The 14,305-nt window shown below is 44.6% G+C and carries 16 protein-coding genes; 8 read left to right on the forward strand and 8 right to left on the reverse strand.

Annotation, left to right across the window (positions count from 1 at the left end; translation table 11 throughout):
* Nucleotides 1–319 precede the first annotated feature (319 nt).
* Entirely contained in the window at nt 320–1,363 is a 1,044-nt protein-coding gene (purM, locus tag RIE73_RS25320) for a phosphoribosylformylglycinamidine cyclo-ligase (protein WP_446403807.1), read from the forward strand.
* Between the two features lie 288 nt (nt 1,364–1,651).
* On the opposite strand, the gene RIE73_RS25325 is transcribed toward purM, so the two are convergent.
* From RIE73_RS25325 to prfC, 5 genes are all read right to left on the reverse strand, one after another.
* The gene (locus tag RIE73_RS25325) at nt 1,652–1,855 is read right to left on the reverse strand and encodes a hypothetical protein (RefSeq protein ID WP_446403808.1); all 204 of its coding nucleotides are present in this window, start codon (nt 1,853–1,855) and stop codon (nt 1,652–1,654) included.
* Nucleotides 1,856–1,882: 27 nt separating this feature from the next.
* Nucleotides 1,883–2,473, reverse strand: coding sequence for a hypothetical protein (locus RIE73_RS25330; RefSeq protein ID WP_446403809.1), 591 nt, complete (start codon nt 2,471–2,473; stop codon nt 1,883–1,885).
* A 22-nt stretch (nt 2,474–2,495) separates the two neighbouring features.
* Entirely contained in the window at nt 2,496–2,759 is a 264-nt protein-coding gene (locus RIE73_RS25335; protein ID WP_446403810.1) for a hypothetical protein, read from the reverse strand.
* A 91-nt stretch (nt 2,760–2,850) separates the two neighbouring features.
* A complete protein-coding gene (locus RIE73_RS25340; protein WP_446403821.1) occupies nt 2,851–3,648 on the reverse strand; it encodes a TIGR04255 family protein in 798 nt (265 codons plus the stop codon).
* A 314-nt stretch (nt 3,649–3,962) separates the two neighbouring features.
* Nucleotides 3,963–5,591: a peptide chain release factor 3 gene (prfC, locus tag RIE73_RS25345; protein WP_446403811.1), complete on the reverse strand. Its 1,629-nt coding sequence runs from the start codon at nt 5,589–5,591 to the stop codon at nt 3,963–3,965.
* Between the two features lie 454 nt (nt 5,592–6,045).
* Between prfC and RIE73_RS25350 the strand changes: the two genes are divergently transcribed.
* Together RIE73_RS25350 and RIE73_RS25355 are read left to right on the forward strand one after the other, a co-directional pair.
* Nucleotides 6,046–7,431 (forward strand): sensor histidine kinase, encoded by a 1,386-nt coding sequence (locus RIE73_RS25350; protein ID WP_446403812.1) that lies wholly within the window; start codon nt 6,046–6,048, stop codon nt 7,429–7,431.
* Between the two features lie 188 nt (nt 7,432–7,619).
* A complete protein-coding gene (locus RIE73_RS25355) occupies nt 7,620–7,967 on the forward strand; it encodes a DUF4870 domain-containing protein (protein ID WP_446403813.1) in 348 nt (115 codons plus the stop codon).
* A gap of 59 nt (nt 7,968–8,026) precedes the next feature.
* Here the strand turns inward: RIE73_RS25355 and RIE73_RS25360 are convergent, their stop codons facing one another.
* Nucleotides 8,027–8,257, reverse strand: coding sequence for a hypothetical protein (locus RIE73_RS25360; RefSeq protein ID WP_446403814.1), 231 nt, complete (start codon nt 8,255–8,257; stop codon nt 8,027–8,029).
* A 175-nt stretch (nt 8,258–8,432) separates the two neighbouring features.
* On the opposite strand from RIE73_RS25360, the gene RIE73_RS25365 reads away from it, so the two are divergent.
* Nucleotides 8,433–8,708 carry a BrnT family toxin gene (locus RIE73_RS25365; protein ID WP_446403815.1) on the forward strand — a complete coding sequence of 92 codons (276 nt, stop codon included), beginning with the start codon at nt 8,433–8,435 and terminating at the stop codon, nt 8,706–8,708.
* Nucleotides 8,692–8,961, forward strand: coding sequence for a BrnA antitoxin family protein (locus RIE73_RS25370; RefSeq protein WP_446403816.1), 270 nt, complete (start codon nt 8,692–8,694; stop codon nt 8,959–8,961). The genes RIE73_RS25365 and RIE73_RS25370 overlap by 17 nt, the downstream gene beginning before the upstream one ends.
* Before the next feature lie 42 nt (nt 8,962–9,003).
* On the opposite strand, the gene RIE73_RS25375 is transcribed toward RIE73_RS25370, so the two are convergent.
* Nucleotides 9,004–9,705, reverse strand: coding sequence for a hypothetical protein (locus tag RIE73_RS25375; protein ID WP_446403817.1), 702 nt, complete (start codon nt 9,703–9,705; stop codon nt 9,004–9,006).
* A gap of 313 nt (nt 9,706–10,018) precedes the next feature.
* Nucleotides 10,019–11,002 (reverse strand): GntR family transcriptional regulator, encoded by a 984-nt coding sequence (locus RIE73_RS25380; RefSeq protein ID WP_446403818.1) that lies wholly within the window; start codon nt 11,000–11,002, stop codon nt 10,019–10,021.
* Between the two features lie 586 nt (nt 11,003–11,588).
* Here RIE73_RS25380 and RIE73_RS25385 point away from each other — a divergent pair.
* From RIE73_RS25385 to RIE73_RS25395, 3 genes are all read left to right on the forward strand, one after another.
* Nucleotides 11,589–12,329 (forward strand): dienelactone hydrolase family protein, encoded by a 741-nt coding sequence (locus tag RIE73_RS25385; RefSeq protein WP_446403819.1) that lies wholly within the window; start codon nt 11,589–11,591, stop codon nt 12,327–12,329.
* Nucleotides 12,330–12,418: 89 nt separating this feature from the next.
* Nucleotides 12,419–13,318 (forward strand): S1 RNA-binding domain-containing protein, encoded by a 900-nt coding sequence (locus tag RIE73_RS25390; RefSeq protein ID WP_446403822.1) that lies wholly within the window; start codon nt 12,419–12,421, stop codon nt 13,316–13,318.
* A 228-nt stretch (nt 13,319–13,546) separates the two neighbouring features.
* Nucleotides 13,547–14,254 (forward strand): ROK family protein, encoded by a 708-nt coding sequence (locus RIE73_RS25395; RefSeq protein ID WP_446403820.1) that lies wholly within the window; start codon nt 13,547–13,549, stop codon nt 14,252–14,254.
* The last annotated feature ends 51 nt before the right edge of the window (nt 14,255–14,305 follow it).

Here is a 14,305-nt window from a genome sequence, read left to right on the forward strand (position 1 = left end):
TACAAAATTAGGTTCGGTCAAACTCACTTCTAAAAGCCGAAACGCCCTATTTTCCGTTCTCACTCTTCCTTGTCTACTGGTCTACCTGTCTTCTAAGTCTTACCTAAACCCCCATCTTAAAAAACCTACCCTTGTGAGCCCTACATTCCTGGGTTAGGGCGGGTTTAGTCACATCGGGGCAGAAAAAAACGATAATAGTGAAACCCGCCCCTACATTCCTGGGTTGGGGCGGGTTGAGTCACATCGGGGCAGAAAAAAATGATAATAGTGAAATCCGCCCCTACATTCGGAAAAATTCTTTCATTCCTAGTGATATTCCATGGATTATCGAGAAGCTGGTGTTGATATCGAAGCAGGTCGAGCGTTTGTACAGCAGATTAGAGGGCTAGTCCAAAGCACCCATCGACCGGAAGTTTTAGGGGGACTCGGTGGCTTTAATGGTTGTTTCCAGTTACCGATGGGATATCGCGAACCCGTTTTAGTGTCGGGAACCGATGGAGTGGGGACAAAGCTGAAACTGGCTCACGAGTTGAATCGTCACGACACCGTTGGTATTGACTTAGTTGCCATGTGTGTCAACGATGTCTTGACATCTGGCGCACAACCCCTATTTTTTTTGGACTATTTAGCCACAGGAAAACTGAATCAAGAACAACTCACTCAGGTGGTAGCGGGTATTGCTCAAGGATGTCGTCAGGCTGGCTGTGCGTTGTTGGGAGGAGAAACCGCAGAAATGCCCGGTTTTTATCAACCGGGAGAGTATGACATTGCTGGATTTTGCGTGGGGATTGTGGAAAAAAGCGAAATTTTAGACGGTTCCCAGGTGCAATTGGGAGATGTGGCGATTGGGTTAGCTAGTCAGGGGGTTCACAGTAATGGGTTTAGTTTAGTCCGCAAAATTGTTAGCGATTCGGTTAACCAGGACTCGCCATTAAGTTGGGATAGCTGTCCCGATTTACTAGGAGGTCAACGTTTAGGAGATGTGTTGCTGACGCCGACTCAAATTTACGTGAAACCGATTCTGGATGCGCTACAAGCTGGAATTGAAATTCATGGAATGGCTCACATTACAGGTGGCGGTTTACCAGAGAATTTACCTCGGTGTTTAGGTCAAGGGCAATCGGTGCAGATTGAGCCGAATAGTTGGGAGATTTTACCGATTTTTCAATGGCTGGCTGAGGCGGGTCAAGTGAGTCGAGAAGCGATGTTTAATACGTTCAATATGGGGATTGGGTTTGTGGTGTTGGTGTCATCGGTTCAAGCCGAAAAAACCTGTCGTTGGTTTGAATCTCAAGGTGTAACGGCTTATCGGATTGGGGAAGTGATTGAAGGTTCGGGGGAAGTGGTTGGTCTATCGGGTTAATTAGGATGTTGTGAATAAGAACTCCCTTTTGCCATGGCGATTGTTTTGCCATGGCGATTGAAATCGCTGCTACACAAACCAAGTCCGCCTGCGCGGACTGGGTTATAAGGAGAGTAGTTAACCCGGATTTGGTATCATTCATCTTTAATTTTATAGCGGTAGACATATCGATTAGGAGGTTCCGAACTGTTGTAGAGACGTTGCATGCAACGTCTCTACTAAATGATGTGTCCTAACCGCTATGGCGGTTGCTGTACCTTCTCAGCTTTCTAGGCTTCGAGTGAAAAGTTAGTCATCAGATGAGTTGATCAAATCCTGAGATTTTAGATGTTCCGTCAACCAGGTTTGATCGGCTTGAGTAAGACGCGGGGAAAGCCGACGATTATAGTCAATGACAAAGGCAAAACCCGCGCGATCTATTTTATTGATCGTAGCTGATTTCCCAAGATGAGTTAGGAGCATGAGGACATCCGATGGATGCCGTTTATTCATTTCGATACCCGCCTACTATTAACTTTCTCATTCACTTTCGTATTGATAAGGCAATGCAACTCTGCTGTGAAAACTATAATACCGTTGAGAAAAATGTTCTAGGTAAGGACTCGATAAAACGGTACGTCGCTTGGCTATTCCTAGGTCAATTTGACGGTATAAGGTAGCTGCATCGATTCCAAATATTTTCTTGAAATCAGCCGTTAACTCAGGTAAACCTGCTTGTTCTAATTCATATTCAACAGGAATTTTTTCAAAAAAATAAAACCTTTCATGACGTTGGGATTTAACTAACTCCCACGCTTTCCTATTCATGATATCTTTATCTGCTATGTCTCTAACTTCTTGTGCTGTTGCAATTTCACATAAAATTACAGAATTTAACAATTTTGATGATTGAGTATTATTACTTTGCCTAGCTCTATAATCCCAATCTAAATCACAATCTTGTGTGACAATAATTGCATAAGGATGAATGACTGGTTCAAAAGACAATTCTTCAGCCTCTCGTGATAGTTCACTAACAACAGGGTTGTACTGAACCACATCTGTTAGTATCTCTCCTTGCCTGAGAGAACTATTCTTAATTGACGGCTGGTAGATTGCTTTTTTCCTCATGCATCAAATATAGTTAGATAACCTAGGGTTCTACAACAATAGGTGGTCTAACTTGAGCGGATTTCAATTTACCTTTAACTGGGCTAGCTGGACTAGTAGACAGATTAGCTTGAGAAGAGCGATCGGAATAAAAATCAGCAATTCCTTGAAGTTCCTCAGCCGCTTCTTCTAAAGCAGATTCCGGCAGAGATTGGAGGATTAGCAAGCATTCCAGTAGTGCAATAAGTTTACTGACAGGTAGACGATTCCAATCACTTCTGAAAGATAGAGAAGAATCGGACATCATTAGTTCAAACGATGGATGCTGAACTATAAGCGTTTTCCCACTTTCTCGATCAATAACAAAATTTTTTGTAGGAATTTCTGCTAAAGTCTGACTATATCTCTGTGGTTTCAACTGTCTGGGGTCGCATAGCGTGATGGAGGGTATCTGTGATGCTCCATCTGAAAAGATTTCTAGCTGATTTGTTGAATTTACCGAGTATGTTCCAGACATTTTCACCTCTCTCTATTTTTCGTTCTGTATAAAAATCAGCATCTAATAAATAAGCAAGCTCATCGTCACTTCTGTCTGGTTGTTTCACGGAAACAAGTCCATGCTTAAAATGGACTTGACCCTGTTCAGTTTTCAAAACTAGGTCTTTTATAATTGACTGAATTGAGGGTGCAAGTTTAGCATTGTATAGCTCGGAACCAATATGTTCTGTAATCAAATCTGACCATTGTTGATTTTTAAGCCCTAGCTTTGAGCGAATAATCAAGTCTTGATATTGAAGTCCAACCCTTGTGTAAAAAGATGGCGTATATATTCTTTCAAAAAGTTCAACCGCTTCTCGAAAACGTTTTTGGAAATGTTCGTACCTCTCGTATGCAGATGTACTTAGAGTAATAGAATCTTTGCTAATACATAAGTGCCATATCTGGTCTTCAGATTTAAAACTATAGGATATATCGCTCAATAGGGGTAAACCAAATTTTTGAATAGCTTGAGAGATTTCAGATGGAACCTTCGGCTGTGTACTCTCAAAGAGTGGGTACTGAAACCTGATCTCATCCTGAAAATCCACTGGCTCTTGGCGCGAAATCTTAAGTATGGGTGGGAACCGCAATTGGCACGCCACCTGAATAAGGGGATTGCGTTCATAAATTACACGCTCGGACTCCGGTAAGTACATCAACCCGTTTTCGCCACAAAATAAACCATCGTAATTCCAGCTTAAATTATAACTCACATAACGTTGTTATAGATAGCATCTGCCTCGCTGTATCCGGAAAAGAATTGCTGGGCTGTAAATTGTGACCAGGTAGTTGTTTCAGTCAACTCACTCTCAACATCAGTCCGCGCAGGCGGACTTGGTTTGTGTAGCTGCGAATTCCATTCGCCATCGTTTTTTTCTTGGTTGTAATTGCTATAAAAATTGTGCATCGGCTGTGATAAAGCTTACAAAATTATTCCCCTCTCCTCGCCGGAGAGGGGTTAGGGGAGAGGTCACAACGAATCAGGTTCCTGTCCCGAAACCACAGGCGCTGTTGCATTCAACTGCAACTCTGGATGATCCCCAATCACCTGTTGTAAATTCCACTCATTCTTAAACAACAAAACTGGACGCCCCCAGTTATCTTTCACCACCGCCGTATTAAACAACCGTCCCGCTTTCTCTAAGGCTTGCCACCCCCCAGCTACCCAACGGGCAACACTATAAGGCAACATATCTAATAGCGTTTCTACGCCATATTCATTCTGTAAACGGAACTGAACTACCTCAAATTGCAACTGTCCCACGGCGGCTAAAATTGGGTCACGCTTGGACTCATCCACAGAATACATAATCTGTATCGCCCCTTCTTCGCGCAACTCTGTCACCCCTTTGTGGAATTGCTTGAATTTAGAGGGATTGGGATTTTTCAAATAGGCAAACAATTCCGGAGAAAAACAGGGAATTCCTTCATACTCCAAGCGCTTGCCATTGTAAATTGTATCCCCGATCGCAAACACTCCTGGATTATTTAAGCCAATCACATCCCCTGGATATGCCACGTCCAGAGATTCCCTGCCCTGGGCAAATAACTTCTGAGGTCTTGACAACCGTACCGTTTTACCCGTCCGTGCATGACTCACGGTCATATCCTTGTCAAATCGACCCGTACAAACCCGGACAAATGCCACCCTATCCCGGTGCTTGGGGTCCATATTCGCTTGCAGCTTAAACACAAATCCGCTGAAGTCTGGATAGGTTGGCGGCATTTCGCCCTCGGTAGACTTGTAGGCTTCGGGTTGCATGGCGTACTCTAAAAACGCATCCAAAAACAGCTTGACGCCAAAGTTGGTCATAGCACTACCAAAGAACACAGGTGTCATCTGACCCTGATGCACCAACTCTAAATCTAAATCCGGTCCAATCTCCTCAATTAGTTCTAACTCTTCTTTCAACTGATAATACAGGTCTTGATCCAGCAATTTCTCAATCCGGGAATCCCCCAAATCGATTACCGTATCTCCCGCTTCCTTACTTCCATGTGCCGTCCGTTCAAACAAGTGAATTTGCCGCAGACGGCGGTCAAATACGCCCTTAAACCGATCGCCCATACCAATGGGCCAATTCACGGCATACGTCTGTAACCCTAACTCCTGCTCAATTTCATCCAACAGTTCCAAGGGTTCCCGCGATGGACGATCCATTTTGTTCATAAATGTGAAAATCGGCAGCGATCGCATCCGACAGACTTCAAACAACTTGCGCGTCTGCGGTTCCAACCCCTTCGCCGCATCCACCAGCATCACCGCATTATCCGCCGCCGCCAATGTGCGATAGGTATCTTCACTAAAATCTTGGTGTCCCGGCGTATCCAGCAAATTAATCTGGCGATTCCTGTACGCGAACTGCAACACCGTCGAGGTAATCGAAATTCCCCGTTGTTGTTCCATCGCCATCCAATCCGACGTTGCCTTACGCTGCGCCCGTCGTGCTTTCACCGCACCAGCTTCGTGAATCGCACCTCCATAGAGTAACAGCTTCTCGGTTAGCGTCGTCTTCCCCGCGTCAGGATGGGAAATAATCGCAAAATTCCGTCGGTGTTCAACCGCCGTTTGCAGTTCAGCCTTAAGTTCAGTGGACATTCAAAACGCCTAATTACGGAACACTCAGCCTTCCATTATAGAAGTTGACATCCTGGGTCGGTTAGCTTGAGTTAATATCTTCTATATCCTAAGTCATAAATTGTCAAGCTTTTTTTATAACAATTCACCCTATAGAGTTATACCCCTAGAAGGTGTAGTTTCTGCTAATTTTGGGGAATACTGAAATCAGTGCCGTTTGAGTCAATCCAATTGCTTCAGGTTCAAACGTTAACAGGGTGAGAACTTTCTCCTTATTTTTTTTCCTTATTTCCTGGCTAGAGGATTACATGCTCCACCATCAAAAATCCGGGTTAGTAAGGGGTAACAAGGAGGCGTGGGGTTCCTGACTGTATGCTGAGTCATAGTTCACTGTTTCACGGATCACTGATTGAGTCCCCTCAAACCGTTTCAATTTTACCAGATAAGAGCTGATTATTGACTAGAAGGAGACATTATGCAGTCGTTGATCACGCACAGTTTGACTGCCCCACTTTTCATGCCTCATGGCAACTGCTACCTATGGAAGCCCGGTTTAGTCTGGCTACATCTATTATCCGATGGGTTCATTGCCCTGGCTTATGCCTCAATTCCCCTAACCTTAATCTATTTTGTTTATCAGCGACGGAATTTGCCGTTTTCCCGCATCTTTCTCATGTTTGCCGCTTTTATCATTGCCTGCGGTATGACCCATGCTATGGCAATTTGGACAATTTGGCATCCCGATTATTGGCTATCTGGATTAATCAAAGCGATCACGGCGTTAATTTCCGTCTATACTGCCCTAGAGTTAATACCATTAATGCCCAAAGCCTTTGATGTTGCCAGTGCGGTGGAACTGGAAGCCGCCAACCAGCGTTTAGAGGCTGAAATTCAGGAACGTCAGCAAACCGAAGTAGCATTGCGGCGATCGCAGGATGAAATTCAGCAAAAAGCCACCCTCTTAGAACAGGCGTTGCGTGACTTAAAACATACCCAAGCCCAATTAGTTCATACGGAAAAAATGTCGAGTTTGGGACAACTCGTCGCCGGATTAGCCCATGAAATTAATAATCCAGTTAACTTTATTTTCGGGAATCTAGTCCATGCCAAAAATTATGCTCAAGATTTACTGAAGTTAATTTCCCTGTACGATAAGCACTATCCCCAACCCGCCCCGGAAATTCAAGCGACGGCGGAACAGATGGATTTAGCCTTCCTGCGAGACGATTTACCTCACCTACTCGACTCGATGGAAGTGGGAACCAAGCGGATTCGTCAGATTGTGCTGTCGTTGCGTAACTTTGCCCGGATGGATCAAGCTGAGGTGAAGGCGGTGGATTTGCATGAAGGGTTAGAAGGTACGTTACTGATTCTGCAAAATCAACTCAAGGCAAAACCGGGATATGCGGAAATTCAGATTGTTAAAGAGTATGGAGATTTACCCAAAGTAGAATGCTATGTGGGACAACTCAATCAGGTGTTTATGAACCTGTTGAGTAATGCGATCGATGCGTTAGAGGAATTAAGAACAACGGATAATGGACAAAATCATCCCACGATTCGGATTCAGACTGAAGCGATCGCACCTAACCAAGTCGCGATCCGAATTATCGATAATGGTCCAGGAATAACTGAGAAAACTCAGCGTCAACTCTTTGACCCCTTCTTTACCACCAAACCTGTAGGTAAAGGAACCGGATTAGGACTATCCATTAGCTATCAAATCGTCGTCGAGAAACACCGAGGTCAATTGAAATGTCGATCCGCACCCGGACAAGGCGCAGAATTCGCGATCGAGATTCCGATTCAGCAACATCTACAGCAATCTGTACCCAAGCCAGAGGTTAGCTTGATGGCTTAAGGAGGGTGTAGAGGGGTATGCAAATGCAAGTAAGATCCCCGACTTCTTGGAGAAGTCGGGGATCTGTGTACCTTATAAGAGAAATATCCCCCCTGTACAGGTCGGAATTCACGACCTGTATTGTTCAGCGAACCTGCTACAGTCAGAATGAAGAGTTAGTTTCCCTTGAGGGGAAGGAGGTCGGTCGCATGACGTATGATGTTTATGATAGCGACAAACGCAAGCTTTTATCTGCCCTCTGTCATGGATCAATTTTTATTAGTGCGGCGTTGGTATCTATCGGTATTCCAATCGCCGTTTTGTTAGTGTCTGATGACCCAGTGGTCAAAGAAAACGCGACAGAATCACTGAACTTTCACCTTAACCTTTGGCTGTACGGCTTAATCTTTGGCATCTTGACAGTTGTGCTTATTGGTTGGCCCCTACTGGGTCTTTTGGGTATCGTGAATGTTGTTATGCCAATTATCGCGATTTTGCAAGTATTGAATAATCCTGATCAATCTTTCCGCTATCCCTTTATCTTCCGTATTCTGTAATTTCCGCTTCATTTAGTCACATCTATTCGGACTCCATCTCAGTTAAAAGGTGGAGTCCTTTAAGTTTTGATCGCCTCTCCCTGCAAAATTCCCATAATCGTCCGCGTTACAAACTCTAAATTCTGAGGTATTGGATGTAAAGGTAAATATTCCACCAGATACGGAAAAATCAATGCCTCCCGGCGTGCCTGTTCAGTTGTGGTATTCACCCGTTTCAGTCTGCGCCGCATACTCTGGGCGAATTCAGGTAGCCAATCTAATTGACATTGTGTGTAGGGAAGATCGTCCATTCTATATTACTTCGCTCCCTGAGAGTACATGATCGCCCTCTCCCTGAAAGGCGATTCATTCTGACGCACAGTGCGATCGCCAGTTTCATGACCTAGGTTAATGTGCTAGCTGAGAAAAGGCGATCGCTACTATAAAATAATTTGAAGACCGATATTTTGGTATATACTATAAAAAATGCGCTTTGAGTGGGACGACAAGAAAGCTGAGTCCAATTTTCGTAAACATGGTGTTACATTTGAGGAAGCCGTGACAGTTTTTGCTGATCCCTATCTCCTGTTTACGGAAGACTCCAAGCATTCCGAGGGAGAGGAAAGAGAATGGGCAATTGGGGAAGCGGAAAATGGCTCAATGATCGTAGTTGTTTTTACAATGCGCGGTGAAAAGCTTCGGATAATTAGTGCCAGAAAAGCGACAAAAAGAGAACGCAGGAGATATGAACAAGGAATCTGAATTCCCTTTTGAGAGGGCGAGACGAGTTACACCAGAAGAAAATCATAAATTCAGAGCAGCGATTTCTGAACAGTTTGGTATGGAGTTGAAAAAGCGGGGTAGACCTGTTAAAAATGAAGAGGAGAAGTATGAGCAAATTTCGATTAGACTTCACCCGAAAGTCTTAGCATGGGCGAAAGAAGAAGCCCAAAAAAGAGGGATTGGTTATCAAACAGTTATTAATCAGGTATTGCTAGAGCGAATTAGTCTGTAGAGACGTTGCATGCAACGTCTCTACCACTGTACCGCCTAACGGTTAACCTTGGCAGAATTTCACATAACGTTGTACGATGCTTTTGAGGAGCTTGAGAATCGTTGCTGCTTCTAGTTTTTCAACGTATTCGCGAGAGGATTCAGTTTTGAGAACGGGGCGATTGCTGGTAATCTCTGAAATCTCTGCCCGGATAAACTTCCAAATATCGCCAATCGTGTAGCACCCAAACATTTCTTGACAATCGTTACCATTAAGTTGCCAATTTAAATGGGCAGCCGTCAAGAGTTGACCGTAAAGCTGATACACAGGGTTTTGGGCATCAAGACCTTTTTTGGCTGCTAAAACAACAAGATAAGGTGCTTCAATTCGACCGATCGCACTTTTGCCTAATACACCATCCACGACACCTTCTAACTCAAAGGTTTTGTATTGTGCTTTGAGTGTTACCTCTGCCCAAGCTTCGATATTATTTTGTTCGGCTAGGATCAGCAATGGAAAAATTGCCTTCCCCCAGACGGTTGCTTCATTCATCAGGGTGGTGTCATGGTTGAGTAAATAAGCACTTACCTCTGTGACTCGCTGCTGTTCATGCTCTGTTAAGACAATAGAATCAGTTTGGTTCCATTCATAGTTGCCGATGAAGCCTTCATGGAGGTGAATGAAGGATTTTAGATCGTCTAGAGAGATAGCGGCAAAGGTAAACTTAGGCATGGCATTGAAGTCACGCATGATTACCTTGATCATACCAAATTCGCCTTTATTACTCCCTTTTGAGGAGGCGATTGAAATCGCTGCTACACAAACAAAGTCCGCCTGCGCGGACTGGGTTATAACGGGGTTAGCTAACCCGGATTTGGTATCATACCGTGCATTTCCTAGGTTCTCAGCCGTCCTATGTTTTATAGCCAATTTTAAACTTTAGAACGAGTGCAAGCAAATTTGCCTCGATAGATAAAAACATACAAAATAGTGAGCGAGACGCTCGCACTACAACTGTTCCCTGTTCCCTGTTCCCTGTTCCCTATCCTCACCACAATACTTATTCAGCAACCCCTAATTACCCTAAACCCAATTCGCGCTTGAGTAAATTAATCGATTTTGTGCCAATATAATTTTCACTGCAAACCAGCTTAGGCGGACGGATCAGATCATCCCTGGCGTCTAGAATTGCCCGTTTCACGGTATCATAACTGGCTTGATCGCTAATAATTGTTCGCGCACTACGAACTAAAGCATTCAGTTTATATTTATCACTAACCTGAGCGGTAATCAGGAGTAAATCATCCCCACGTAAACTGTGGATAATCACATCTACAATCCGTAGAATACCCCCACTCAGACTGACACAGCCCAGACAACTATCTTTGGGAAGACTTTTAACAATTTCGATTTCTTGTCCATAGTCGTGGATATCCACAGGAATCACCCGCACAGATTTCGGCGCGGCGATCGCTTCGGCTTTTTGGATAAAATAACGGCTAGTGACGACTGTACCGGAATTGGTGCGTTCTAGGGTTTGTTCTAATTCTTCTAAGGGGACTAACTGGACGGGAATTCCCAGGGCGGATTCCAATTCCTGCACCATTAACTCTCCAGCGCCCATGTCTCGTGATTCTACGGTAACCAAGACTCTAGCACTACAGCGCAACCGCCAGTCAATTTCGGCTAAAAAGAGTTCGCGGGCTTCATTGAGGGAACACCCTTGAGAGAGTAATTCATCCAGACTCTGCTGAACAATACCAGATGCTTGTGGATATTGTTGGAGAATCGGAGATTGACGCTGAGTTCCGCCTTCATGACCCTGGGCTTTCACATAAATCCCTGATCCGGCGATGGATTCAACCAGTCCGGTTTCTTCTAGCTGGCGGTACACTTTACTAATTGTATTCCGATGCAATCCCGTCTCCATGGCTAACTGACGGGTACTGGGCAATTTATGTCCCGGTGGATACTGGCGAGAGGCGATCGCAAACTGAATTTGGTCGAATAGCTGCTTTGAAGCAGGGATTTCGCTATCAGGCTGGATATGATGCTGAACCATTATAAAGTCTCCCAAGCACTTGCTCTTCAATAGACACAAGAGTATAACGTACAGTTGAAGATCGGATGGTGGGTGGCTGACCCTCTAGTCCTGACCTAGGCATTTCTTCTAAGCATGTATCATAACTAAACTTTAAAACAAGTGGGATTTTCTTAATCTGATGTATCATTCGGCTGTCCCTACCAGAATAGCCTCTTGACTAAGCAACTGTGCATTTTAATTGCCTATCATGATAAAAAATAAAATAAGTAATCTGTTATAGTCAGGGTATTCGCCTATTAAATAGTTCGCTTTAATCAACTAACGACGTGCAACAGTATTTTTTGCTTAAATAAGCAGATTTTTAATTTTAACGCTGTTCAGACATACGCCAATTATTAGCGTGCTGGAACAACAGCAAAAAAGAACAAAAACCTTGAAAAATAATAAGCAAGCTAATAAAATTAGAATAATTTGTAAATAATTTGCTGAATTGGGGGGACATGAGCGTTAAAATTAAGCAGAAGTTTGACCATTGACCAGAAGGTCAAAAGCTATAGCAGCGAGGACTGCGATAGATCGACGAACAACAGCGTGAACCTGAATTATGACGGCTAGAGAAATCAAAAGCGATTGGGTTAAGATTACAAACGGCTCTCTACAAATTGACGCTTACTTAGCGATGCCCGTGGGAGAGGAGTCTTTACCAGGGGTGGTCGTGTTGCAGGAAATTTTTGGCGTGAATGACCATATCCGAGATGTGACTCAACGGATTGCCAAAGAGGGATACGTCGCGATCGCACCCGCCCTCTATCAACGCCAAGCCCCCGGTTTTGAAACCGGATACACCGAAGCTGACCTGAAAATCGGCAAGGAGTATAAGGCACAAACTAAGGCGGAAGAACTGCTGGGTGACATCCAAGGGGCGATTGACTACTTAAGAGGACAAAGCCCAGTTCAATCCAATGCGATCGGCTGTATCGGCTTCTGTTTTGGCGGTCATGTCGCCTATTTAGCGGCAACCTTACCCGACATCAAAGCCACAGCCTCCTTCTATGGTGCAGGAATTGCCACGATGACGCCAGGAGGAGATAAACCGACAGTTACCCGCACCCAGGATATTACCGGAACCATCCATCTCTTCTTTGGCTTAGACGATGCTAGCATCCCGGCTGAACAAGTTAACCAGATTGAAGCTGAACTGAAAAAGCAGCAAATTTCTCACCAGATCTTTCGCTATGAGGGCGCTGATCACGGATTTTTCTGCGATCAACGTGCCAGCTATAACCCACAAGCGGCAAAAGATGCGTGGGAAAAAGTGAAGACGCTATTTCAGCAGGAACTGTAGTTATTGGTCATCGATTATTTGTCATCAATAATCCCCAATGGCAAATGAAAAATGACATAGCAAATCTATTTTTTCAACACTTAATACTCATGACTTCAGAATCAACCCGTTCTCAAACCAGCAAAACTCCCTTTTCCATGGAAGATTTTGCCAAAGCCCTGGAAGAGTATGACTATGAATTTAGTCAAGGGCAGGTGGTACGAGGCAAAGTGCATAGCTATGAAATGGATGGCGTTTATGTCGATATTGGCGGGAAATCCCTGGCGTATGTTCCGGGACGGGAAGTGTCAGTTGCCCCCGTAGAAGATTGGTCAGAGATACTGCCCTTGCAGGAAGAGTTGGAGTTTCTGATTATTCGGGAACAGAATGCTGAAGGTCAGATAACTCTATCGCGGCGTCAGTTGGAAATCAATAAGATTTGGGATCAACTGGTACAAATCCAAGACAGTGGCAAGTCCCTACAGGTACAGGTGACTGGCGTGAATAAAGGCGGCGTGACGATAGATTGGCAAGGATTGCGAGGATTTATTCCGCGATCGCACCTGAATCAACGGGGAAATTTAGAGTCGCTGATTGGTCAAAGCTTAACCGTTAGCATCCTGGAAGCCGATCGCGATCGCAGCAAGTTAGTCTTTTCCCAACGGGAAGCTACTCGCGCTGCAAGTTTCTCGATGCTAGAGGTTGGACAGTTAGTGGAAGGTACTGTCTCCAATATCAGACCTTTTGGTGTGTTTGTGGAATTAGAAGGGATTACGGGTTTATTACACATTAAACAAGTCAGCCAAAACATGGTGGAATCCTTGACGGATATGTTTAAGGTGGGTCAACCCATTAAAGCGATCGTGATTGACTTAGATGAAGGGACGAATCGCGTTTCTCTCTCGACCAAAGTGTTAGAAAACTATCCCGGAGAAATGGTGCATAAAATGGCAGACGTGATGGAAAGTGCTGAGGCACGTTCAGAACGGGCGAGGGCGAAAATTATCTAATCGGAACAAGAACGGAGGGGAGGGCGGGTTTTGTAGCTAAGCTAGGAACAACAATCAAAGTTAGTCCCTAAACCCGCGCCCCTACACATTTAAAACTCAAACAAAGGGTGGGTTTGGCAGCTAGGCTAGGGAAAAGAATCAAAATTCGTCCCTACATCCGCCCCTACACAATCAAAATGTTGTAGTGGTTTCCTATTTTTTTATCTGAAACAGGAGGATCAAAATCCGATGGCGCAAGCAGATGAATCCAGCCGTACTCTTAGCATAGATATTGGTGGAAGTGGAATTAAGGCGATCATGTTAGATCAGGGGGGAAATCCGATCACCGAACGCCATCGAGTCACCACACCCCAACCCGCGACACCGGATGTTGTGATTGAGGCGATCGCCCAATTAGCCACCGCCCAAGGAGAATGCGATCGCGTATCGGTGGGTTTTCCTGGCGTAGTTATGGCTGGAGTCGTCAAAACCGCCGCGAATTTAGATCCCAGTTGGCAAGGATTTGATCTAGCCACTACTCTGTCTAAAGCCTTAAACAAGCCTGTACGTGTAGCGAATGATGCAGATATGCAGGGATTAGCCACAATTCAGGGTAAAGGGGTGGAATTGATGATTACCCTAGGAACAGGATTTGGTTCAGCCTTATTTGTCGATGGCAAACTCGTCCCCAATCTAGAGATGGCGCATCACCCCTTTCGCAAGGGAGACACCTACGAACAACGGTTAGGGCGGGCGGCGTTAGACAAGAAGGGAGAGAAGAAATGGAACAATCGGTTAAAAAAGGCGATCGCGACGCTAGAACATTTATTTAATTACGACTATCTTTATATTGGGGGCGGGGAAGCAAAAAAAATTACCTTCGACTTACCGCCCAATGTCAAAATTGTCCCCAATATCAACGGATTATTAGGCGGAATTGCCTTATGGCGAGATTAATTTTTCCTAATTGTTTACCCATGTAGGGGCGGGTTTATGGGCTTTCATTGT

It is taken from the genome of Coleofasciculus sp. C1-SOL-03, assembly GCF_040220555.1.
Classification (GTDB): domain Bacteria; phylum Cyanobacteriota; class Cyanobacteriia; order Cyanobacteriales; family Coleofasciculaceae; genus Coleofasciculus.